The sequence below is a fragment of the Ferrimonas kyonanensis DSM 18153 genome (genome assembly GCF_000425405.1).
In the GTDB taxonomy this organism is placed as follows: Bacteria; Pseudomonadota; Gammaproteobacteria; order Enterobacterales; family Shewanellaceae; genus Ferrimonas; species Ferrimonas kyonanensis.
Map to the genome: position 1 here is coordinate 21433 of NZ_KE384366.1, position 22674 is coordinate 44106.

General features: G+C 56.7%; 25 protein-coding genes. 15 read left to right on the forward strand and 10 right to left on the reverse strand.

Annotation, left to right across the window (positions count from 1 at the left end; translation table 11 throughout):
• The first annotated feature begins 32 nt into the window (after nt 1-32).
• Together dnaB and alr are read left to right on the forward strand one after the other, a co-directional pair.
• Nucleotides 33-1433 (forward strand): replicative DNA helicase, encoded by a 1401-nt coding sequence (dnaB, locus tag H598_RS0118855; protein ID WP_028114389.1) that lies wholly within the window; start codon nt 33-35, stop codon nt 1431-1433.
• Between the two features lie 10 nt (nt 1434-1443).
• The gene (gene alr, locus H598_RS0118860; protein WP_028114390.1) at nt 1444-2526 is read left to right on the forward strand and encodes an alanine racemase; all 1083 of its coding nucleotides are present in this window, start codon (nt 1444-1446) and stop codon (nt 2524-2526) included.
• 42 nt (nt 2527-2568) lie between these two features.
• Here alr and H598_RS0118865 read toward each other — a convergent pair whose 3' ends face one another.
• Nucleotides 2569-3129, reverse strand: coding sequence for a chalcone isomerase family protein (locus tag H598_RS0118865; RefSeq protein WP_028114391.1), 561 nt, complete (start codon nt 3127-3129; stop codon nt 2569-2571).
• 639 nt (nt 3130-3768) lie between these two features.
• Between H598_RS0118865 and H598_RS24990 the strand changes: the two genes are divergently transcribed.
• The 4 genes from H598_RS24990 (at nt 3769) to H598_RS0118885 (ending at nt 7651) form a co-directional block, all read left to right on the forward strand.
• Nucleotides 3769-4431, forward strand: a complete 663-nt coding sequence (locus H598_RS24990) for a hypothetical protein (RefSeq protein ID WP_245595623.1) — start codon at nt 3769-3771, stop codon at nt 4429-4431.
• Between the two features lie 49 nt (nt 4432-4480).
• Nucleotides 4481-5653: a DUF5692 family protein gene (locus tag H598_RS0118875; protein ID WP_028114392.1), complete on the forward strand. Its 1173-nt coding sequence runs from the start codon at nt 4481-4483 to the stop codon at nt 5651-5653.
• A 46-nt stretch (nt 5654-5699) separates the two neighbouring features.
• A complete protein-coding gene (locus H598_RS0118880; RefSeq protein ID WP_028114393.1) occupies nt 5700-6551 on the forward strand; it encodes a hypothetical protein in 852 nt (283 codons plus the stop codon).
• A 182-nt stretch (nt 6552-6733) separates the two neighbouring features.
• Nucleotides 6734-7651 (forward strand): DUF5692 family protein, encoded by a 918-nt coding sequence (locus H598_RS0118885; RefSeq protein ID WP_028114394.1) that lies wholly within the window; start codon nt 6734-6736, stop codon nt 7649-7651.
• Here the strand turns inward: H598_RS0118885 and H598_RS0118890 are convergent.
• On the reverse strand, nt 7578-9989 hold the full coding sequence (locus H598_RS0118890) for a hybrid sensor histidine kinase/response regulator (RefSeq protein ID WP_028114395.1): 2412 nt from the start codon (nt 9987-9989) through the stop codon (nt 7578-7580). The two genes, H598_RS0118885 and H598_RS0118890, sit on opposite strands and share 74 nt — an antisense overlap.
• Entirely contained in the window at nt 9986-10972 is a 987-nt protein-coding gene (locus tag H598_RS24995) for a cytochrome-c peroxidase (RefSeq protein WP_051252877.1), read from the reverse strand. Before H598_RS24995 ends, H598_RS0118890 begins: the two co-directional genes overlap by 4 nt.
• A gap of 251 nt (nt 10973-11223) precedes the next feature.
• Between H598_RS24995 and H598_RS25000 the strand changes: the two genes are divergently transcribed.
• Nucleotides 11224-11859 (forward strand): helix-turn-helix transcriptional regulator, encoded by a 636-nt coding sequence (locus H598_RS25000; RefSeq protein WP_028114396.1) that lies wholly within the window; start codon nt 11224-11226, stop codon nt 11857-11859.
• Nucleotides 11860-11921: 62 nt separating this feature from the next.
• Here H598_RS25000 and H598_RS0118905 read toward each other — a convergent pair whose 3' ends face one another.
• The 5 genes from H598_RS0118905 to H598_RS0118925 form a co-directional block, all read right to left on the reverse strand.
• A complete protein-coding gene (locus H598_RS0118905; protein ID WP_084144536.1) occupies nt 11922-13730 on the reverse strand; it encodes a beta strand repeat-containing protein in 1809 nt (602 codons plus the stop codon).
• Between the two features lie 15 nt (nt 13731-13745).
• Nucleotides 13746-14237 carry a hypothetical protein gene (locus tag H598_RS25785; RefSeq protein WP_051252878.1) on the reverse strand — a complete coding sequence of 164 codons (492 nt, stop codon included), beginning with the start codon at nt 14235-14237 and terminating at the stop codon, nt 13746-13748.
• A gap of 267 nt (nt 14238-14504) precedes the next feature.
• Nucleotides 14505-15260, reverse strand: coding sequence for a CsgG/HfaB family protein (locus H598_RS0118915; protein ID WP_028114398.1), 756 nt, complete (start codon nt 15258-15260; stop codon nt 14505-14507).
• A gap of 2 nt (nt 15261-15262) precedes the next feature.
• Nucleotides 15263-15652 (reverse strand): curli assembly protein CsgF, encoded by a 390-nt coding sequence (locus tag H598_RS0118920; RefSeq protein WP_028114399.1) that lies wholly within the window; start codon nt 15650-15652, stop codon nt 15263-15265.
• Nucleotides 15653-15668: 16 nt separating this feature from the next.
• Nucleotides 15669-16055, reverse strand: coding sequence for a curli production assembly/transport protein CsgE (locus H598_RS0118925; RefSeq protein WP_028114400.1), 387 nt, complete (start codon nt 16053-16055; stop codon nt 15669-15671).
• A 226-nt stretch (nt 16056-16281) separates the two neighbouring features.
• On the opposite strand from H598_RS0118925, the gene H598_RS0118930 reads away from it, so the two are divergent.
• Together H598_RS0118930 and dusA are read left to right on the forward strand one after the other, a co-directional pair.
• Entirely contained in the window at nt 16282-16692 is a 411-nt protein-coding gene (locus tag H598_RS0118930) for a secondary thiamine-phosphate synthase enzyme YjbQ (protein ID WP_028114401.1), read from the forward strand.
• A 219-nt stretch (nt 16693-16911) separates the two neighbouring features.
• Nucleotides 16912-17907, forward strand: a complete 996-nt coding sequence (gene dusA / locus H598_RS0118935) for a tRNA dihydrouridine(20/20a) synthase DusA (protein WP_281171327.1) — start codon at nt 16912-16914, stop codon at nt 17905-17907.
• 60 nt (nt 17908-17967) lie between these two features.
• Here the strand turns inward: dusA and H598_RS25010 are convergent, their stop codons facing one another.
• Nucleotides 17968-18627: a Crp/Fnr family transcriptional regulator gene (locus tag H598_RS25010; protein ID WP_051252879.1), complete on the reverse strand. Its 660-nt coding sequence runs from the start codon at nt 18625-18627 to the stop codon at nt 17968-17970.
• Between the two features lie 89 nt (nt 18628-18716).
• Between H598_RS25010 and deoD the strand changes: the two genes are divergently transcribed.
• The 4 genes from deoD (at nt 18717) to H598_RS26645 (ending at nt 20376) form a co-directional block, all read left to right on the forward strand.
• Entirely contained in the window at nt 18717-19427 is a 711-nt protein-coding gene (deoD, locus tag H598_RS0118945) for a purine-nucleoside phosphorylase (protein ID WP_028114403.1), read from the forward strand.
• Between the two features lie 209 nt (nt 19428-19636).
• On the forward strand, nt 19637-19924 hold the full coding sequence (locus tag H598_RS0118950) for a hypothetical protein (RefSeq protein WP_028114404.1): 288 nt from the start codon (nt 19637-19639) through the stop codon (nt 19922-19924).
• A gap of 105 nt (nt 19925-20029) precedes the next feature.
• Nucleotides 20030-20230 (forward strand): PspC domain-containing protein, encoded by a 201-nt coding sequence (locus tag H598_RS0118955; RefSeq protein ID WP_028114405.1) that lies wholly within the window; start codon nt 20030-20032, stop codon nt 20228-20230.
• Nucleotides 20215-20376: a hypothetical protein gene (locus H598_RS26645; protein ID WP_156897110.1), complete on the forward strand. Its 162-nt coding sequence runs from the start codon at nt 20215-20217 to the stop codon at nt 20374-20376. Before H598_RS0118955 ends, H598_RS26645 begins: the two co-directional genes overlap by 16 nt.
• 65 nt (nt 20377-20441) lie before the next feature.
• Here the strand turns inward: H598_RS26645 and H598_RS0118965 are convergent, their stop codons facing one another.
• Nucleotides 20442-21182, reverse strand: coding sequence for an enoyl-CoA hydratase-related protein (locus tag H598_RS0118965; protein WP_028114406.1), 741 nt, complete (start codon nt 21180-21182; stop codon nt 20442-20444).
• Between the two features lie 60 nt (nt 21183-21242).
• On the opposite strand from H598_RS0118965, the gene H598_RS0118970 reads away from it, so the two are divergent.
• Together H598_RS0118970 and H598_RS0118975 are read left to right on the forward strand one after the other, a co-directional pair.
• Nucleotides 21243-21689 carry a copper chaperone PCu(A)C gene (locus H598_RS0118970; RefSeq protein WP_028114407.1) on the forward strand — a complete coding sequence of 149 codons (447 nt, stop codon included), beginning with the start codon at nt 21243-21245 and terminating at the stop codon, nt 21687-21689.
• An 11-nt stretch (nt 21690-21700) separates the two neighbouring features.
• A complete protein-coding gene (locus tag H598_RS0118975; RefSeq protein ID WP_028114408.1) occupies nt 21701-22672 on the forward strand; it encodes a DUF2333 family protein in 972 nt (323 codons plus the stop codon).
• The last annotated feature ends 2 nt before the right edge of the window (nt 22673-22674 follow it).

Consider the following 22674-nt stretch of genomic DNA (forward strand, 5'->3'; position numbering starts at 1 on the left):
CAATTTAACGCATTGAGTGTAACGGGTTTAACATGGCAGAAACGCGCCAGCGCGACGACAAACGGCAAAAGACAGTGGATCAGCTGAAGATTCCTCCTCACTCTCTGGAGGCGGAACAGTCGGTCCTCGGTGGCTTGATGCTGAATAATGACGTCTTCGATCAGGTGGCGGAACGGGTTGTCAAAGAGGACTTCTACAGCCGCAGTCATCAGTTTATCTACGCCGCCATGTCACAATTGCTGGAAAACGGCCACCCGTTGGATCTGGTGACCGTTTCCGAAGAGCTCAATCGTCTCGGCGAGCTGGATAACGTCGGCGGCATCGCCTATCTGTCCGACATCTCCCGCAACACCCCCAGTGTGGCCAACATCGTCGCCTACGCCGAGATCGTCCGCGAGCGCGCGGTGGTGCGCGAGATGATCAAGGTGGCCAATGAGATCGCCGACGCCGGCTTCAATCCCGACGGGCGCGACTCCGGGGCCCTGCTGGATCTGGCGGAAACCAAGGTGTTTAAGATCGCCGAAAGCCGCACCAGTGCCAATGAAGGCCCGGAAAACATCAAGAGTATCCTGGAAAAAACCGTGGATAAGATTGAGGAGCTGTACAGTAACCCTCATAACGGTGTGACCGGGGTTTCCAGCGGCTTCTCGGATCTGGATAAGATGACCGCCGGCTTCCAGCCTTCGGATTTGATCATCGTGGCCGCCCGACCTTCCATGGGGAAAACCACCTTTGCCATGAACCTGTGTGAGCAGGCGGCCATGAATGAAGACAAGCCGGTGCTGATCTTCTCTCTGGAGATGCCCTCGGAACAGATCATGATGCGTATGTTGGCGTCGCTGGGCCGGGTAGACCAGACCAAAATCCGTACTGGCCAGCTCAATGATGAAGACTGGGCTCGAGTGTCCGGCACCATGGGGCTGATGATGGAGCAGGGTAAGATGTACATCGACGATGGCTCCGGCCTGACCCCCACCGATGTGCGTTCCCGCGCCCGCCGGGTTGCCCGGGAGTATGGCGGCCTGTCGATGATCATGGTGGATTACCTGCAGTTGATGCAGGTGCCTGCGTTGTCGGACAACCGGACACTGGAGATCGCCGAGATCTCCCGCTCGCTGAAGGCGCTGGCGAAAGAACTGAACGTGCCGGTGATCGCCCTGTCGCAGCTGAACCGCTCGCTGGAGCAACGGGCCGACAAGCGGCCGGTGAACTCGGATCTGCGTGAGTCCGGCTCCATTGAGCAGGATGCCGACTTGATCATGTTTATCTATCGGGATGAGGTCTATCATCCCGACACCGCCGAAAAGGGCACCGCTGAAATCATCATCGGTAAACAGCGTAACGGCCCCATTGGTAAGGTTCCTCTGACTTTCCAGGGCATGTTCTCCCGCTTTGACAACTACGCCGGCGGCGGTTTCGAATACGACGAATAAGGAATCTGCTGTGCGATTCTCCCCTGTGGCTGAGATCAGCCGTCATGCCTTGCTGCATAATCTGGAGCGGCTGCGCAAGCTGGCTCCGCACTCGAAAATCATGGCGGTGGTGAAAGCCAACGCCTATGGCCATGGATTAACCACCCTGGCCCGCTGGCTGGATCAGGCCGGAGTCAATGGCTTTGGTATGGCCCGGTTGGAGGAGGCCCTGTGCCTTCGCAATGAGGGCATCTGCGCCCGAATGTTGCTGCTTGAGGGCGTGTTTTCGGAAGAGGATCTGGAGCTGGCCGCCGCCAATAATCTGGAAGTGGCGATTCATGATGTCGAGCAGGTGGCGATGCTGGAGCGGGCGGTGCTCAGTCGTCCGATTCGAATCTGGTTGAAACTGGATACCGGCATGCATCGCCTCGGGATTCAGCCTGAGCAGTTTGCGGCCATCTACCAACGGCTCAGGGCCCTGACGCACCTGCAGGGGGACATTAACTTTATGACCCATTTCGCGGTGGCCGACGAAGCCGAAAACCCGGAAACAGCACGCCAGATCGCCCTGTTTAATCAACTGACCCGAGACCTGCCTGGCGAACGCACTTTGTCTAACTCGGCCGGCGCCCTGGTGTGGCCGGCGGCGCACGGCAACTGGGTGCGAACCGGGCTGGCGCTGTACGGTGGATCACCGATGATCGCCGGGCGACCTCAGGATTTTCAGCTGCAGCCGGTAATGACCATGAAAACCGCGGTACTGGCGGTTCGGGAGCTTAAGGCCGGAGAGCCTGTGGGTTACGGTCAGAGTTGGCGCAGCGGTCGGGATACCCGCCTAGCGGTCATCGCCATGGGCTATGGTGATGGCTACCCCAGGCACGCGGTCAGCGGCACCCCGGTGCTGATCAATGGTCGACGCTTTCCATTGGCGGGTAGGGTATCGATGGACATGATGACGGTAGACATCGGTGACGCCGAGGTAAGCGTCGGCGATCCGGTGGTGCTGTGGGGAAGGGGCCTGCCGGTGGAGGAGATTGCCGAGTGCGCCACCACCATCCCCTATGAGCTGTTGTGCAGTACCACCGCCCGGGTACAGTATCAGTATGTGGAATAAAAAAAGCGGCCTGCGGGCCGCTTTTTTGCAGAGGCTGAGACCTTACTCTCCCAGCATCGCTTCTTTCAGGTCATCATCAAGCGGGTCATCACCGAGCCAGATCCCCAGCAGCACTTCGCGGAAGGTTTCACCTTCGATGGTCACCAGTGATTTGCCATTTTTTCGCAGTTCAACACCACTTTCTGGCAGAGAGACGATGCGGAATCGATCCCCTTCTTGAACCGGTTCGCTAAAGGCGGCGGTGAACTGATCGACCTTATCCTGAATCTGCGGTAGGCGGTCACCGGCGGACTGCTCAAAGCCCTCCTCCATGCTGGCGGTCATCTTTTCTGAGGTGATCATCGAAGAGATGATGTCCAGCTGAATGGCGGCGGCGGATTTGCCTTTCATCAACTCCTCTGCCGGCAGGTTGTCCTGGTTATACAGGCTACTGACATACAGCTTCATAAAGAACTTTTTACGAATACCGGCACCACGGTGTGGCATTTCAATGCCCTGAACATTCAGGGAGTCATCAATATTAACGTCGGCCACGGTCAATGCCCAGCTGGGCGCACTCAGGCACAAAGATAAAGGAAGAATCGCAGTTAACAATTTACGCATGTAAGCCACCGATTGATTGGGGGAGATTCGATTAGAGTATATGCTCTAATTTGTTTTTTTTCTGACCTGGATCAATTTTATGTCCGGTGTTGGTATCGCTTGTGTTTGAATTGTTATCAAAAAGCACGCTTTGGCTGTGTTGGCAATCTATCGTGGTGATTGCTTCTGTTTGAGAGACTCCATTTAGCCTTTTTGATTGGCCCTGTGTTAAAGAATGTGGTTCGATTCACATTGCGTTTACCTTTTTAATGAATAAATCCATAGCATGATCTTAGTCACGTTATCTGGTCAGACCTCGAATTAGAGTAAATACACTAATTTTGTTTGGGATAATAAAAAGAGGACGGGTTGGTTATGGGCATACCAATTTCCACCTACATCGTTTCGATGGTTGGCTACATAGTATTTCTACTTGTATTAGTAGAGATGATGAGAAGAACACCAAGATTCACTTTCGCATTTTGGATGCTCTCTTTACTTACAGCTCCATTATGGGCTGATAACTTAGACGGCTGGTTCCGCTGGGCTAAAACCGTCAGTGTTTTGATTCCAACTGCCATTATTGTTGGTAGTGCGAGATTGGCTTATCTTTATTACGATAATCCAAACAGAATTCTCAAGTTTTTCCGAAAAGACTGGGTGCTGTGGTGTCTGTACGGCGTCCTGTTCCTGAATATTGCCGAGGCGACAGTTAAGGATCTGGTTACTCAGAACTACTTTAACTTTATTGCCGGTTGTGTGCTGCTGGCCACCATGCCGCTGCCAAAATACAAAAACGGCAAGCGTCAGTACTGGCTGATTGGTAAAGATGCACCCAACGATCTGCTGTTTTTCTCTACCGCTGCCTGGAACTTCCTCTACACCACCTGGAACATGGCATTTGTGTATGGCGAAAACCCCGGTTACTTCGCCAGCTCCTTCTGTATTCTGATGGCCGCCGAGCTGTATCCGCTGATCAAAGGCCGACCAGAGCTGTACATCATTGCTCGAGTCTACACCCTGGCGTTCCACATCCTGGTGCGCGCCATGGGCGACCCGTTTGCCGAGGTGATGGACTCCACCCACTGGGCCAACGACAACGTGTTGATGTTCTGGGGTGTGGCCAACGCCGTACTGCACATCGCCTACCTGATTTACTACTTCAAGAAATTCCGTCAGCCCAATGCTGAAGGGGGTAAGGAACCGCCCTATGGCAATCGAACACCGCCGCTGGTGGTGGATGCCAGAACCGAGGAGAGCAGTCCGCTGCTGGAGACCCAAAAGCCTTCGATGGCCTCTGGTCAGAAACCCGTAACGGCGTAACCGGTAAGGAGCGGGGTGGTTACCACCACCCCGTCAGGGAATCGATAGCATGAACAGATTAGTGAAAGCATTTCAGGCGATGATGCTGATGTTGCTGCTGACCCCGGCGGCCATGGCAACCGATCTGGAAGGAGTTGATTTTCAAGACCAGTTGGTTGGTCAGATTTGGCAAGGAACCATGGATGGAGATCCTGGACAAGGAAGTCTTTTTTTCCGCATGGAGTTTGCCGCTGACAACCAGGTTACTGTGACCAAGCAGTACGGTGGTCATAACGTCGTCGAACAGAAGCGCTGGCAGGTCCAGGATCAGCAATTGACCATTACCAGCAGCAGCGGCCAGATCATTGATGATTTCGATGATGTGTCGATGCCAATGGTTGCGGTTGACCGCTTCCTGTATGAGAAGGGCAACAAGAAGTTTACCGGCCATAAATGGGTACAGGTGCGAGCCTACGCTCATGTGTTGTTCGTTCTGATTGGCCTGATGGTGATGAACGAAATCTGTCGCCGCTATAAATGGCCAACTGTGGTGATCTTCTTTGTTCTGCCGATTGTGCTGATTCCCCTGTGGGCCAGCTATGGCGTCAGCTACTGGTTCAAGTGGGTGAAGCTGTATTCGGTCGTGGGTGCCTGTGTGCTGTTTACATTGATTCGGTACACCAAGGTCGGAGAGATGAAGTGGGCGAAATTCTGTGCGGCAGGTTTCCTGGCCTTGAATATTTCTGAAGCGGTACTTCAGGATTTCAGCATGGGTTATACCGCCAACGTATTGAACGCCATTGGTGGTATTTTCTCCATTATCACACTGACCGGGTGGGCACAAATTCAAGCCGCGAAAACCAAAGACAAAGATATGGTTTGGCCGGCCATGACCACCTTCTGGATCATCGCCTACGACGTTTGGAACTTTGCGTTTGTATATTTGAACTTCCCAGGTTCCGCTACCGCTCAGTTCATGGTGTTAACCGCAGCGACCATTCCTTCTCTGCTTATTACTAAGGGAACTTGGTTGCAGGCCCGGGCGTTTACTCTCGCCCTGTCATTTATGTATTACTTCACCAACCCCGCGATGTACGAAAGTAATGTTGTGATGTTGCCACGTAATGATGAACTGATGCTGGCAATTGGTTTCTTGAGTTTCCTGCTGAACACTATTTTGTTCATCCAGGTATATGGAGCGAAATGGCGTAATTACAGACTACAACAAGAAATGGTTAGTTAGTTTTATTAGGCACTGATTATATAAATACAAAATCTCGATGGAGTTTATGATGAAAAAGACAATTGCTCTCACCTTAGCCGCAATGAGTTTCTGTGCACTGGCTGCGGACGACGCCGTGGAAGATGCTCCTAATATGGGTAGCCCCACCGAAGTGTATACCTACCTGGGTGCCTCTTACGGTACCGAAGGGGCCAACCTGAAAGGGATGATGGCGCTGTCGGAAGACAAGGGGGAGTACGCGCAGAAGTCCGGCATCCTGTTTGAGGTGAAAAACATCTTTAACGAAGGCGATAAAAATGACAAGTTTGGCGGCATCGAGTACGGCCTGTACCCGGATGGCAGTGTCGGCCCGGTTGGTACCAAGACCAAGGGCAAGGCCAGCAACCGCTCCTATCGTCTGCGTTACGGCACCATCAACACCAAGAACGGCCTGGGTTTCTCGGTCGACGCGGTGTTTGCGGATCACCCCTTCTTCGGTTCCACCTCGGTGATTCAGGCCGGTCCGGTGGCCACCATTCCGGTGGGCGATAAGATTCTGATCTGGCCCATCCTGTATGTGGGTGGCGTGATCATGGACGACAACATTCAGGATCTGAACCCTGAGTGGCCCGACAGCAGCAGCAGCGGCGTCGACATCGCCTCGACTATCGGTACCGCCATGGTGTACGTCAACTGGAAGTTCACCGACAAGTGGTGGATGCTGGCCAGCTACCGCTACACCATGGAGCTGAACGGTAAGTCCTGGGATGACGACGTGGCGGATGGCGGCCTGCAGATGGATGCCACCGAGTTTGAAGTGTCCGTCGCTTACCAGCTGACCAAGAAGCAAAATGTGCGTACTTACTACTCGACTGCCAAGAACGACAGCTTCTGGGTTGAGTACAACTACGCCTTCTAATCCACCCCTGTGGGATCTTTGCCGGCTCGGGAGTCACCGTCTCCTGAGTGCCTGGGCTGGCAAAGAGACCCACGCTCCTTTTCGGTCAATGTCGGGTTCATCCTCACCCGACGAGTACTGAAATGGGTGACCGTCGTTATTAGCGTCCCGGCGGTCACCCCCTACCTTGACGAGGTAGCATTATGTTTCTGTTTGAACCCATTCCCTGGTACTCCTGGGCGGCCTTTCTGGGCGTGCTGGTGGCGTTGATTATTCTGAATGAGATCTCCCGCCGCAGCATGTGGGCCGGCATTGCCTGTTTCATTGTCCTGCCATTGATTCTGACCTTTACCGTGTGGCCGAAAACCACCTCGGCAGAAGGTTCCAGTGTCGGCACCTGGTTCCATTGGGCCAAGGTGTATTCCTCGCTGGCGGGCTGCGTCGGCTTTATGGCCATTCGGTACATCAAGGGGGCGGCGGACAAGAAGTGGGTGCTGATGTTTCCACCTGCGATCCTGGCGATCAACATCGCCGAGGCGGTGGTCCGTGACTTTCAGTGCTTCAGTTTTAACGGCATGGTCGATGGCATCATGATCACCGGCGGTGTCTGGAACATCATGAACGGCGTGGCCGGCATTCTCAATATCATCGCCATCTGTGGCTGGGCCGGCATCTTCATCAGTAACGACAAATTCAAAGACATGCTGTGGCCAGACATGCTGTGGTTCTGGATCGTCGCTTACGATCTGTGGAATTTCGCTTACGTCTACAACTGCGTCGGCGATCATGCATTTTATGCCGGAGGAGCCTTGCTCCTGTCTTGCACCATTCCGGCTTTCTTCATGCGTAAAGGCGCGTGGTTGCAGCACCGGGCCCACACGCTGGGATTCTGGATGATGTTCGTCATGTGCTTCCCGAGTTTTGTGGATACCTCGATGTTTGCGGTCAAGGCCTCCAACAACCCGCAAGCCCTGTGGTGGGTCTCCGCCATTGCGCTGGCGTCCAATGTGGCCCTGGTGGTGTACCAGTTCCGTCGCATCGCTCAGGCTAAGCTTCATCCTCTGAAAGATGAGTTGTATCAGCATCTTCCTGCCTATCAAAAGGTGGCGGCGTCCCGTTAGCGGTTCGCTTCCCTTTTCGCTGTACTGCGGCCGGCTCTCCTTGCATTGGTCCCATCGGGCCGGCCGCTCCCTCCCCGTCGATGCGGTGCCGATCCTGAGTATCCAGCAACCCAGGCACGATCCTGGATAAGCCGGACAACAGGTGTTCCCGGGTGATGGGTTTGGTGATGCAGCCTTCAAAGCCGGACGCCAGTAGGTTTGGGTCCCGCTGCGACAGTACATTGGCGGTCAGGGCAATCACCGGGGTGCCGTGGTGCTGAGGCAGTTGACGGCGAAGGGCCTGGCAGGTTTGGTAGCCGTCCATGCCCGGCATTTGGATATCCAGCAGAATCAGATCAAACCCCTGGGTCTGCAATAACTCAATTGCCTGTTTCCCCCCGTCTGCCACCGTGGCGGTGGCCCCCATTTTGGTCAGTATCTGCTTAGCCACCAGCCGATTGGTCATGACGTCATCGACCACCAAAATCCGCCTGTCGCGCAACGGGTGACCATTGTCCCGAAGGACAGGTTGCGATTCGGCCGGTGCCTGTTGGTGCAGCAGTTGCTGCAGGTCTTTGGCGGAGACCGGAAGGCTAATGGCGGTGAACTCCGGTGTCGGTGTGCTCCCTTCGGAGTCGATGCTGTAGAGTTTCCACTTCCTCCGTCGCGGTGACAGGGTTGGTTTCAGTTGCCGCCACTGTTGTCGCCCTTGTGCGTCGGCCAGGATAACGTGAAGCAGTCCCGGCTCGTCGGTGTGGCTCAGCATGGCGGGATTGTCGCTGGCATCGAAATGCTGGCGGCGAAGAATGTCCAGCAGGGCGGGAACGGCCACCCGGTCCTGCCCGAGCACCAGCACCTGTCCCAGGCTGGGGCGGGATTGAGGAACGGTGTCGTCAATGGGCAGTGAAAATCGAAACGTGGTCCCGGCGCCCGGCGTACTGGTGACCGTCAGTTCTCCCCCCAGCAAGGTTGCCAGACTGTGGCTGATGGCCAGTCCCAGGCCGGTGCCTCCGAAGCGGCGGGAGATGGAGGAGTCGGCTTGGGTGAAAGCATCGAACAGGTGCTTCTGGGCCTCAGGTGAGATGCCGATGCCGGTGTCGGTCACCGTGATCAGCAGGGAGTCGGCGTTGGTGCGACTCAGTCGCAGTTCGACATGACCCTGTGTGGTGAATTTGCAGGCGTTGCTGAGCAGGTTGCACAGTATCTGATGCAAGCGGAAGCGATCGCTGTGTATTACTTCCGGCGCACTGGGATCGCAATGCACCCACAGGGCCAGGGATTTATCGCGGCAATGCTTGGCGAACAAGTGGTGCAGTTCCTCCAACAGCTCGTCGACGGCAAAGTGGCGTTTGTCCAACACCAGTTTTCCGGCTTTGAGCTTGCTGTGGTCCATGATGTCATTGACCAGGGTCAGCAGGGTGCTGGAGGCCTGACCGATGTGGCTGACCTGCTCTCGCTGCTGAGGACTCAAGGAGCTTTGACTCAATAGGTCGGTAAAACCGCTGATGGCGTTCAGCGGGGTGCGCATCTCGTGACTCATGGTGGCCAGGAAAAAAGTTTTTAGCTCAGAGATTCGGGCCAGTTCGTTGTTGAGTTTACTGATGGAGCGCAGTTTTCGTATCAGTTCGATGGCAGACAGGGCGATCAAGGTGAGTACCAGCATCACGAAAGCCAATGCCTGTTGATTATCGTAGTGCTTGGCGGTGCGGTGGTTGGTTTGTATCGCTTGAGCCAGAGCCTCCGGCGTGCGCGTTTGCTGCAGCGCCGTCAGGTGGTATTGATGTGCGGCTTGGGAGCGCGCTAGCGCTTGGCCGTGAACGTTAATCTGACTCTGGTTTCCTGGCGGAAGTGACGCGAGCCATCGTGGTGAGGGTTTCGCAATTGCGGCAGAGTCCCGGTGTCTACTGAGGTAGTGGCGTTCCAGCCAAGCGGCATTGAGCTTCTGCGTCGGGGAGCCGCGGTGCTCTATCTGGAGAAACTGGGCCCGCAGTGCTCGAGCACTGACGGCCATGGCGACTTGGTGTTGTTGCAGGGCGTGGTAGTGGCGAGCAAACTGGGTCAGTTTCAGTTTCAGTGTTAGCTGTTGATGCTGTGGGGCACTGTACACCTCGTCACGGCTGTTATTGATGAGGTAGTGATGCAACCAGCCCGAGTAGTCCTGGTTGCGCCGATTCTCCTGCCCCTGAGTCATCAGATCATTGAGGGCGGCGGTGATCAGGTATTCTGCCTCGGTCAGGCTGGTTTGTTGATGAGTCAGTTGCTTCAGTTGCAGGCGGCCGTAGACGATGATGGCGATCATGGCCGCGCTGACGATCAGTGCAACGGCAGCCAACGGCTTCAGGCGGGTGGCGAATGTCATGGTGCCTCCCGCAAAATGGCTGGCGGCGGCGCGGTAAGGCTGTGAAGAAATGCACCGATGTCGTGGGTCTGGTTAGCCGTCAGGGTGATGCCCAGTTGCGACATCGCCATGATCTCAATGGCCTGGTCGAGGTGGGTCACCGAACCGTCATGGAAATAGGGGGCTGTTTGCGCCACATTGCGCAGGCCTGGAACCCGGAATACATGGGCGTCCCGTTTGTCGCCGCTGTTGTCGCCAAGGCCCCGATCGGCGCTGGCGCTGGCGGGCCTTTGGGTCAGGCCGAAGGTCTGTTGCAGGTTGCCGCCCAGGTTGACCCCCTGATGACACAGGATGCAGCCCAGGGACTGAAACTGCGACCAGCCGGCGGACTCTGATGCGGTCAGGGTTAACTCTCCCTGAAGGTAGCGATCAAAGCGTGAGCCCGGCGTCAGCAGTTGCCGTTCAAAATGACTGATGGCCGCCTTGATGCTGTGTTCGCTCAGGGGCTGGCCGCTGGCATCGACAAAGGCGTCGTGAAAGGCGGCATCGTTCGATAACCTGGCCACCACCGCGGGCCAGTCGCTGTCCATCTCCAGTGGGTTGTGCAGCGGGCCGTCGATTTGAGTTTCCAGGGAGTGAGCGCGGCCATCCCAGAACTGGCTCGGATTCAGGCTGGTATTGAAGACCGTCGGGCTGTTGCGGGGGCCGCTGCCAGCAACTCCCGGGGACAGGGCGCTGGGCTGAGCACCGTATTGATTCAGCGGATGGCAGGTGGCACAACTGACCTTGCCATTGCTGGACAGGCGCGGATCCATAAACAGCGCCAGGCCGATGCGGGTCAGTGCCGGGTTGTCATCAACAGCGACGGGAATGGGGACGACGGGCCGATTCTGGTGAGTCTTCAGTGGCTGCAAATCCGCCACGATGTTGGGATGCAGGTGCGGTTGTTCGAGGCTGCATCCATGCAGCAACAGGGCGATCCAGGCACCCCAGAGCGGTCTCATACTCAATCCTTGAGTGTGTTTATCTCCTTGTAACCTATAGGTGCCAAGATAGCCATTGTCCAAAAAAACACCAAAAAATGGCCTGTTGCAGGGTCATTGTTGGCAAGAAATAGGGTAAAGTGACAAGTGTAACTGGTTGACCCTGGTTCAGGTTCTGCTTGAGCTGGCCGGCATTAGCCGATAGCTTAAAAGCTGCTGTAGTGAACCCCGGAGATCAAGTGATTGATTCAGTGGGAGCGAAGGATTGCGAGATGACTACAAAATTTTCCAAAGTGTTGTTTATACAGGGAGATGACAGCGCCAACTCCCTGCCAATGCTGTGCAAGACCCTGGAGGTGGAGATCGAGGTCCGCAACCAGCCCGGGGACGTGCGTGCATCGGAACTGAACCGGCCGGATCTGTTGCTGCTGGTGTCACAGGACTCCTGTGGTTTAAACCGCAATGGCGTGCCGGTGTGGGTGCAGCGGTTGCTGCCAGAGCAATCGGTGGCGTTGTTCGGCGTCACCGAAGACAGTGTCGATCCGGTGCACCTGCTGACTCAGGGAGTGAAGGGGGTGCTGTACCACAACGATCGGGTCGACATGAGCCTGTCGGCGCTGCGGGCGCTGATTCAGGGGGAGCTGTGGTTTTCACGGGCGACTCTGGAGCAGGCGGTGTGCCAGATGATCGGTGCCCAGGCGCAACAGAGCAGTCGCCAGGAGCAAGACAAACTGACCAATCGTGAGCAGAGCGTGGTACGACTGGTGGCCCTTGGAGCCAGAAACAAAGAGATAGCCCGCAAGTTGTTCATCAGCGAGTACACGGTTAAGGCTCACCTGGCCTCCATCTTTCGTAAAACCGAAACCCGCAACCGGGTTGAGCTGGTGAGTAAGCTCGGCCTGGCCTGAGCGGCGTAAACGGACGTAAAAAGGGAGACCTCAGGGTCTCCCTTTGTTGTTCAGGGCGCCGGTTATGGATTCATCTGTACCACAGTGGCGCTGTTGTACATGCCACCCTGCATCACAGTGGCGGTGTTCCCCATGCCACTCTGATCAATGGTGGCGGTGTTGAATGAACCGGTTTGAGTCAGGTCGATGGTGTTGCCATCGCCAATCTGGCTGCCGTACAGGGCGTTGTTGTTTCCGCCAGTTTGGCTGACCAGCAGGGTGTTGCCGTTACCGTTGGACTCATAAGCACCGCCGGACTCGTTGGCGGCGATGACGTTGCCATTGCCTTCCTGCAGCAGGGTGGCGGTCAGGCCGGCGCCAGACGTCAGCAGAGACAGGCTGTTCATCTCACCATCCTGGGTGGTAGAGATGGTGCCGCCACTGCCTTTGGCATTGACCTTGGCGTAGTTATCGTTGCCGCTCTGGCTCATGGTGATGCCGTGGCCGTCGCCGGTCACGTCCACATCGAACTCCTGCAGGCTGCCGCTTTGAGTCAGAGTCAGAGTATTGCTGTCGGCATAGACGTCGACGTCGGCGCGATGATCGCTGCCGGTTTGGCCCAGAGTCAGGGTGTTGCCGTCGCCGTCGGCTATGACATTGGCGTAGTTACGATCGCCCAACTGGTCGATGGTCAGAGTCGAGTTGGTCGAGCCCCAGGAGCTGGCGTAATCGATCTGGTTGCTCTCGCCTGTCTGAGTCAGGGTGTAATCCACGTTCTCTGACCAGCGCACGTCCACGTCGATCTCGTTGCTCTGGCCGGTCTGGTTGGTGACCAGTTCACTGTCGGTCAGGTCCACGGCGATGAAGTCAACGTCGTTGCCGTTGCCTTCGGCCAGGTCGCCCTGAGTGGCCGACAGAGTGGAGTTGCTGATGTTGCTGACGGTACCGGTAACGATGTTGCCATTGCCCGCCTGGTCGGCCGTGATGGTCGAGCCGTTGATGCCATCGGCATCGGAGAAGTCGATGCTGTTGCCACTGCCGGCCTGTACGCCCTTAATGGTGGAGGCGCTGACGTCGTTGACACCGGACAGGTTGAAGCTGTTGGCGCTGCCGTTCTGGTCGCTGGAGATGGTGGCACCGCTCAGGTTGGTGACGCTGAGCAAGTTAACACTGTTGCCCTGGCCATTTTGGAAGGCGTCGATGCTGCCGCCTTCGACATTTTCGACGTCGCTCATGTCGATGATGTTGCTATCGCCGTTCTGCAGGGTGGTCACGCCGACGCCCTGCAGGTTGTTGACGTCGGACATGTCCAGGTTGTTGTTGTCGCCGCTTTGACCGGCAGTCACGGTATTGCCGGAGGCGTTTTCGGAGTGGAAGCTGATGACGTTGCTGTCGCCGCTCTGATCCAACATCAAGGTGTTGTCGACGCCGGCGGCGCTCATCATGATCTGGTTGCCGACGGCGGCGCCTTCGACATCCTGGCCATCGCCATAGGTTTGAGTGGCCGTCACGTCGTTGTTACCGCCAAACATGTCGATGGCAATCTGCTGGCCCTGTGCCTTGTCAAGTAGGCCGGTGCTGCCGTTCTGAGTCAGGTTGTAGTCGCTGCCGGCACCTGTGGTGGTGCTGGTTTCATTCAGACTGATGGCGTTGCTGTCGCCACTCTGGCTCAGGATGGCGGTGTTGCCGCCATCGGCAAACAGGCCGGTGGCGATGTCGTTATTGTCGCCGCTCTGAGTCATGGTCGCGCTGTTGCCACCATTGGAGTGGTAGTTGGCGGCGTTGTCATTGCCGGTTTGGGTAATGGAGACGGTGTCTTCTGCCGTCGCGGCAAAACCCACACTGGCCAGAGCAACGGCCACCAGTGATAACTTAATTCCGTGTTTCATCATCAGTTCCTTTTCGGATTAGTAAAAGCCTATCAGGAGATCACGGCCGTATCCGGTCTGCTGGATGGTGAGCGGCGATTCCATCGGCGTCACTGAATAGATCCCGACATCGAGGAGGTTGGCGTCCCCCTCCTGGTGAATCTCAAGTTTGCTGCCATTACCCCCCTGAAAGATGTGGGCCTGGTTATCGTTGCCGTACTGGCTGAGCGTTAGCTCGTTGTTAGTGCCATACTGCAGCGCCGCAACCCGGTTGCCCTCTCCCTGCTGTTGGATAATGCTGTCTTGGTGTTCGCCATTTTGTAAAAGGGCGATGAGGTTGTCGTTGCCCGACTGATACAGAGCGGCGCGGTTAAAGGCGCCGGTTTGTTGCAGCGAGATCCTGTTCGGGTTTTCCTGCGCCAGCAAATCCGCTACCGAGCGAGAGTCCATCAAGGCCTGCAGAGGCAAAGACAACTCATTCGCCAGCAGTGGCGTGCAGAGTAATAGAAAACTCAGAAGCAGCGATTTCATAACAACCTCATCAGAAAGTAGCTCCATGCTACCTATCCCATTTGAGGGCCTCTATAGCCGTTATGGGGGGTTTTCTGGTTCTGACAATTTTATGCTTAAGTTGCTGATTAATAGCTTATTGTCTAGGTATTGTTCGGTCCTTGCTGGTGTGGGCTAGTTCATCGGGGTTAGGCTGTTTTTCGGGGGGTTAGCTCTGTTTTCAGGCAAAAAAAAGGCAGCCCGTAGGCTGCCCGAGGCAAGCGTTGAAACAGGAACGGTGCTGGAGGGTTAACTGCTGCTCCAGAAGCCCTTCTGTTTGCCCTGTTCGATGATCTCCGCCACCGCGGTTTCCAGGGCCTGGCGAACGCAGAGTTGCACCGGCTCGTTGGTGGTGTAGCCGGTTTCTGCTTCCGCCAACCGGTTGAGGCTGATGTAGCGGAAAAAGCCGGCTCGCAGTTCCTGTGAGAAGATGTTCTTGGTGGCAGAAACCGACAGCAGCACCTTGCCGCTGTGGACGTCGACCGCCCGCAGGTACAGGGTGACCTGATCCTTGCGGAACAGTTCGGAGATGCCGATGCCGTAATACTCCAGACCGATGCCGCCGGTAGAGGTGTCGGTATCGTAGGAGATGATGCCGCCCTCAAACAGCAACCTGGCATCCGCCAGTGACGGCAGAGATTCCTCTTTGCTTTGTCGCTGGCGAATGATCTTGCGTTCGGTCAACAGGTTCTGCAGCCCTTCACGTTCCACCGGATCAAACCAGCCGGTCTCCAGCAGTGTCTGTATCAGCATCGAGGTGGCGCCCTGAGTCACCGCGGTGGAGAAGGAGCTGACATTGGCCTGAGGCTTATATTGTCCGGTCTGGTCTCGAAAGGCGTACACCGCCACCGGTATCGGGTATTGTGGCGTCGGTGCCTGCTGCATCGACAACATCAGCTCGCTGACCGGATCGATCTGTGCCTGCTCGGTAAACAGGTCAGGTTTGGGCATGGCCGCGCAGCCGGACAGCAGCATGAGCATCAGCAGAATCAGTGGCAGTCTCATGGCTACAACTCCACTCGAGGCATGACGATCTCGGTGATCTCACCGGTGGTGATGTCGGTAATGCGGACGATGATGTTATTGGGATCGCTGTCAAGCACCTCGACGATGTAGTCGCCGGTGTTGTAAGTGCCGGCGGTAAACTCGCCGTTGGAGATGCTGCGGGTCAGGCTGTACAACAGGTTGCGCTCCAGCGACTCCTGGAACCGCTCTACGAAGCTGGCTTCGGTGCGATCGGCGGTATGGTCATTCTGAGACTGAGCCTTGCCAAGCAGGAAGCTGCCGTTAAGCGGATTGCCGCCAAAGCTGGGGTTGATGGGTTGGTAGCTGAGCTGAGTGGCGCCGACGGTAAAGCTCAGCAGCGGGGTCAGTAGCCAGAGAAATCGGATGCGCATGTTCACCTCCATGTGATCACCAGTGGTCATCGTGCTGGCCCAGCATGATGTTGGCTTTCACCTGTGTTACGTGGTCGATGGTGACCAACATGGCCTGATCCGCGCGCTCCTTCATGTTGTTGTGGCGGCGGCCAAAATAGGTCTCATATATTTTTGTTTGATTGACCTCTATCCACAGTCGAGTCCCGGCTTGCGGGTAGACGGTTTCACTGACGGTGACGATGAACCCTTGAGTGCCAGGCAGATCCCGCCAGTAGCCGGAATAGTAGTAGAGAAAATCTTTGCCAAACCGGGTCAGGGTCCGATCCACCAGCAGGCCATCCAGTTCGATGTCGTCTTCCTGAGCCCAGGCGGGGGCTGACAGGAGCAGCGGTAGGGACAGCAACAGCGCTCGCCACATCATGGTCTACGGCCTTAGGTATCTGAAAAAAGGTGAGTTGTCGGTCAAACCCATGGACGTAACTTAGGGATAATCACTCGGGCTTCCCATCACCCAAAAGTTTAGTTTCTGAGCTGTTTTGGTGCCAATGGGCTAGCCCATTCATGCCTGTGGTGCCGTCGGAGGGACTTGCCCTGACCGGCGCTTGTGGCCATCATGCCGGAAATGAGAATTACGATGGAGCGCCACCATGAACCAGCGCATGCTGACCCTGTCCCCGCGCCCGCGGGGGTTTCACCTGATCACCGATGAGATTGAGGCGGCGTTGCCGCTGGCGCAGTTGCCCAGTGGCCTGCTGCATCTGCAACTGCAACACACCTCTGCCAGCCTGACCCTGAATGAGAACTGTGATCCTACCGTGCGTGGTGACTTCAGCGCCTTCTTTGATCGTCTGGTGCCCGATGGCAGCGCCTATTTTCGCCATGATTATGAAGGCGATGACGACATACCGGCCCACATTAAGAGCAGTCTGCTGGGCACCAGTTTGTTGCTGCCGGTTCGACAAGGGCGACTGGGGCTGGGGCAGTGGCAAGGGATCTATCTCGGTGAACACCGGGATCACGGCGGAGCACGACGGCTGCTGACTACCCTGATGGGCTAACGAGGCGTTGTTCAGGGTAAAGCCAGTACCGGCAGGGAGTTAGGCCGGGTGGTGTCGAGGCACCCTCGACCGAGGGGCGATTGGCTTTTTTCAGTGCCGCCTGGCTCTGCTATACTGCCGCCCCTGGCCCGTTAGGGCCTTAGGTTGCCCAAGCTGGGCGGCCGGGTTGACCATCCGCGACCGAATGGTCTGAGTGAATTTGTAAAAGGTGTCATGCTCTTGAGTCAGGTTGAACACAACTGCCGGTTTTCCGTTGCCCCCATGCTGGATTGGACCGACCGCCATTATCGCTATTTTGCACGGCTGATGTCCCGTCACACCCTGCTGTATACCGAGATGGTTACCACCGGTGCCATCATTCACGGTAAGGGCGATTATCTTGGCTACAACGAGCAGGAACATCCGTTGGCACTGCAGCTGGGTGGCAGCGATCCCGCGGATCTGGCCCTGTGTGCCAAGCGGGCCCAGGAGTTGGGTTATGACGAGATCAACCTCAACGTCGGCTGCCCGTCGGATCGAGTGCAAAATGGCCGTTTTGGCGCCTGCCTGATGGCAGAGCCGACGTTGGTGGCCCGCTGCGTGGACGCCATGAGACAGGCGGTGGATCTGCCGGTGACGGTGAAGACCCGCATCGGCATCGACGATCAGGACAGCTACGAGTTTTTGACTCAGTTTATCGATACCGTGTCGGCGGCGGGGTGCGATAGCTTTACCATCCATGCTCGAAAAGCCTGGTTGTCGGGGCTCAGTCCGAAAGAGAACCGTGAGATTCCACCGCTGGATTATGAGCGGGCCTATCAACTGAAGCGGGATTACCCGGCGCTGACCCTGGCCCTCAACGGCGGCATAAAAACCCTGCAGGAGTGTCAGACCCACCTGCAGCACCTGGATGGGGTGATGGTCGGTCGCGAGGCCTATCAGAACCCTTACCTGCTGGCGGCGGTGGACAGAGAGATCTACGGCTGTGATACCCCGGCAGTGGATCGCCGCGCAGTGGTGGAGATGATGGTGCCCTACGTGGAGCGCCATCTTGCCGGTGGCGGCCGGGTAAACCACGTGACTCGCCATATGCTGGGTCTGTTTAACGGGCTGCCCGGCGCCCGCACCTGGCGCCGCACCCTGTCCGAGCGAGCCCATCACGCGGATGCCACACCGGCATTGCTGCTGGAGGCGATGGCCCACGTGGGCGAGCCCCTCGAGGACGCGGCGGGTTGATCACTGGTCACCCGGGATAGCGAATAAGCCAACGCCGCCCTATCGGGGCGGCGTTGTTGTTTACAGGTCCAGAAAGGCCGTTAACTTGTCTTGGCTGACGATCTCCAGCCGCCCCCCACGCTTTTCCAACAGCCCCAATTCGGTTAACTGGGCCACCACGCGCCGGTAGACCCGTTCGGAGCAGCCGAAGCGGGCCGCTTCCTGATAGAGCTTGAGGTCCGGCTCGCCCCGGGCTCTGCGCTGCATCAGATCCAGGGCGATGTTGTGCGCCAGAGGATAGAGGCTCAGCGTCATGGAACGTTGCATCTGTTGCTGGTAATAACCCGCCAACTGTTGGCTGAGCCACAGGCCGATTTTGGGGTGTTCGATGAGCAAGGATTCCAGTTTGGCTCTGGGCAGTTGCCGGACAATGACGGGCGCCAGCGGCACCACGTCAAACTGGCAGGGAAGGCCGGTTAGCAGTTCCACTTCGCCGAATAGCCGCCGATTCCCCTGCCAGATCCCCAGACCAAACTCTTTGCCGTTGGCGGCGGCGTAGTGCAGGGTGAACTCGCCTTTCTCCACCCAGTAGAGGGCGTTGACATGCTCTCCCTGGTGCAACAAGGGCTGTCCCTCCTCCAACTGCCATTGCTTCAAAGGCAGGGCGTGGATGGCGTCCATCAACTGTTGATGGCCCTCGCTAATGGCACTGCTTAAAGGGCGGGACGCTGACGCAGGCATTTCTGACTCCCCTGGCGGACAATTGTCCTCATGCTGATCTCAAACCTCTTTTTACACTGTCCCCGACACTGAAAAAAGAGGAAATCAAAATGACTCCCCATATCAACGCTAAGCCTGGTGATTTTGCCGAATTGCTGTTGTTTCCCGGTGACCCCCTGCGGGCCAAGTACATTGCCGATACCTTTCTCGAGGATGCGGTGGAAGTGACCAATGTGCGCAACATGTTGGGCTTTACCGGCACCTGGAATGGCCATAGGGTGTCGGTGATGGGACACGGCATGGGCGTCCCGTCGATCTCGATCTACGCCGAAGAGTTGATTCGCGACTATGGGGTCAAAACCCTGATCCGCGTCGGCAGTTGTGGCGGGGTGGCCGAGGACCTCTCGCTCAGGGATGTGGTGGTGGCCACCGGAGCGGGCACCGCCTCACTGACCAATCGTACTCGTTTTGCAGGCTATGACTACCCGGCGGTCGCGGATTTCGACCTGGCGATGGCCTGTCAGCAGCAGGCGCAGCGGCTGGGAATGGCCGCCCGTTTTGGCACTGTGTTTACCAATGACCTTTTCTACGGCAGCGATCCGGCTTTGTTGCCCGCGCTGCAGAAAATGAAGGTGCTGGCGGTGGAGATGGAGGCATCGGCCCTCTATGCCATCGCCGCAGAACATGGGGTGCGTGCCCTGACCATTCTCACCGTCTCCGACCACCTGTTGAAGAGCGAGGAGACCACCGCTGAAGAGCGCCAGAAAAGCTTCGGCGACATGGTCGAGCTGGCTCTGGCCACAGCGGTGCAGCCGGTTTGATTTAGACCAAGGGGCAGCTGCTGTCCCTTTTTTGACCAATTTCGCCAAGGGGTGGTGAAAATCACCATTTCCCCGGCAATCTCCTTAAATCGGCACACCACACCCTCCTCGGTTTTTAACAACTCCCTTTAGTATCAATGAAATAAAAGTTGGCACGCTGATTGAATAACCATCAGTGTCATTAACCAACATCCTAAATGGAGCAACTCATGGAAGGTTCAATCAAAGTGAAGTCCCTGCTGGCGGTATCCCTGGTCACCCTGATGATGGTGTCTGGCGCTGCGGTTGCAAACCCACAAGATGAGATTGAACAGGGAGTCGAGCAGTTCGTGTCTTCCAAGATCTCATCCCTGCGGCTGGACATCGCCGCTCAACTCGATGGTGAACTGAAGTCCGATGCATCCCGCGGCATTGCCGAGATGCGTACCGAGCTGGTGCTGATCACCGATGACAGCAACTTGACCGCTTCCAACGGCCAATTCGGAGACGATGAATGATCGCCGGCTGGACCCCCGTGCTGCTGTGCATGTTACCGGTAGCCGGGTGGGGCGTCAGCGCCCTGGGCGTATGGTGGTATCAATCTCGACACTAAGGAGAGCGACATGAGCAGTCGATTAATGCGGGACCCCGCAAAGGGGTGGGTGGCTGGATTATTTGCCGGCCTGTGTGAGCACTGGGGCCTGAATCTGTTTTGGTGCCGGGTGGTGTTCGCGGTCTATCTGATGATAGAGCCTGTTTCCGCAACCCTGATCTACATTGTGGCCTCTTTGCTGATGCCAAAGCGGCGATGCCGGTATTACTGATTATCCTGTTGGTGGTGTGCCTGATTATGGTCACCATCGCAGACGCCACCGCCATGGTGTGGTGGTGGCAGGACTATGGCACGCCGTCACTGCTGTTGGTGGCGGTTTTGCTGCTGGCTTGCTGGGTGTGGCAGAGAAGCCGGTAATGTCAGTTTCGGCGGAGTCCCTATCGCCCTCTCAGGGGCTCCGCCACCTTACTGCAGCGTTGGCGCTATTTGTTGTTGATCAGCGCGCCGATCACCTGACGAGTCTCATTACTGCTCAGCCGCTCGGCCAGCGCCGCAAACTCCGCCTGCATCACCTGACCCAACTGAGGTTGAGACAACTTCAGCAGCGCCTTGGCTTGCTGCATCGCTTCGGGCGGTCGGGCGGCAAACTTCTGGGCGTACTCCATGGCCAGCTTCATCAGCTGGTCAGCCGGACAACTGTGATTCACTAATCCCACGGCCTTGGCTTTTTCGACACCGAAGGGTTCGCCCAGCAGCAGCAACTCCGAGGCCAGAGGGCCGCCACACATCTGCGGAATTAAGGTGCTGGAGGCGGCTTCCGGAACAATGCCGATATTGACGAAGGGCAGGACAAATTTGGCGTTGTCGGCGGCGATGACCATGTCACAGTGGGGGAGCAGGGTGCTGCCGACGCCCACGGCGCTGCCGGCGACCGCGGCGATCAGCGGTTTTTTCAGGGTTGGCAGCGTCTTGATGAAGCGCACCGCTTCATTGTCTTCGCCAAAGCCGGTATCGAGAAAAGAAGACAGATCGTTGCCGGCGGTAAAGCAGTCTTCCTGGCCGCGGATCAGGTAGGCACGCACCTCGGGATCGTCATCAGCCTGTTGCAGGTGTGTTGTCAGACTGCAATACATCTCTTGAGTCAGTGCGTTACGCTTGTCCGGGCGATTGATGGTCAGTACCATGACATGACCGTCACGGGACAATTCTATGCTGGATGCCATTTCAGTTCCTTTCCGTGGAGGTGAGTATTTTTTATACCAAGGAAGTGTAAGGTAAGCCATATGAAATTCAAACAACTGTTTGCTTGGTCGGCATTGCTGCTGGCGACACCGCTGTTTGCTCAGGTTGAGATTGTCCAGGGAATGGTCAGAGAGATGCCACCGGGTGTGCCCAATACCGCCGCCTATATGACACTGATCAATCACGGTGAAGACACCGCCCTGGTGGGGGCGAGCTGTGACCTGGCCGCTAAGACCGAGATCCACACCATGCTGACCGAAAATGGCATGATGAAGATGCGGCGCATTGAAAAGGTGGCGTTGCCGAAAGAGAAAGAAGTTAAGCTTCAGCAAGGTGGCGATCATTTGATGTTGCTGGCCATACACCACACGCCCAAGGCAGGCCAGCAGGTGACCTGTCAGCTGTCCTTTGACAATGGCAGCAGCCAACAGCTGCAGCTGCCGGTGGTCGCTATGAAGGCACATGGGGCCCACCACCACAATCACTGAGTAGGGAGTTAATGATGGTTGCACTGAATCGCAAGTGGGTTATCGGGTCCACATTGGGCCTGGTCGTTTTGGGCTGGCTGATCGCCGTATGGTGGAGCATTGAGCCGGATGCCATCGAGTACGCGCAGCTGCGCAGTGAACCACAGGTCACCGGGTATGCGACGACCACCGCCGCCATTTTGATCACCGAAACCCTGCTGGATAAACCCGGAGGTTTTCTGTCCAACGACAAACTGCCACCGTCGGTGTTGATGGATAACATGCCGGCCTTTGAGTTTGGTGCCCTGGAGCAGGTGCGGGATCTGACCTTGGTGATGCGCAAGGACCTGTCCCGGTCTCAGTCGCAATCTACCGCCGATCCGGATCTGCAGAAGGCGCAGCCTAAATTCAACATCGATCATCGCAGCTGGGTGATTCCCAGCGCCGAGTCCCAGTACCGGGAAGGAGCTGCATCGCTGCGTGCCTATCGGGACCGAATCAGCGATCCGACTCAGCCAACGGCCCAATTTTACGCCCGAGCCGATAACCTGGTGGCACTGCTGGACCAGGTGGATAAGCGTCTGGGCAGCCTGTCACAGCGATTGTCAGCCAGTGTCGGCCAGAGTCGTTTGAATACCGATCTGGCCGGAGACAGCTCCGCCAGCAGTTCCACCCTCACCGTCAGCGATCAGATCGTCAAAACCAGCTGGTGGAAGATCGATGACGTGTTCTACGAGTCTCGCGGCAGTTGCTGGGCCCTGCTGGGGATCATGCGGGCAGTGGAGCTGGATTTCGAACAGGTACTGGAAAAGAAAAATGCCACCGTCAGCCTGCAGCAGATCATTCGTGAACTGGAGGCCACCCAGGAAACCGTCTGGAGTCCGATGGTGCTCAATGGCAGTGGCTTTGGAATTGTGGCCAACCATTCGTTGGTAATGGCCAACTACATCAGTCGGGCTAATGCCGCACTGATTGACTTAAAACAGTTGTTAACTCAAGGGTAAAT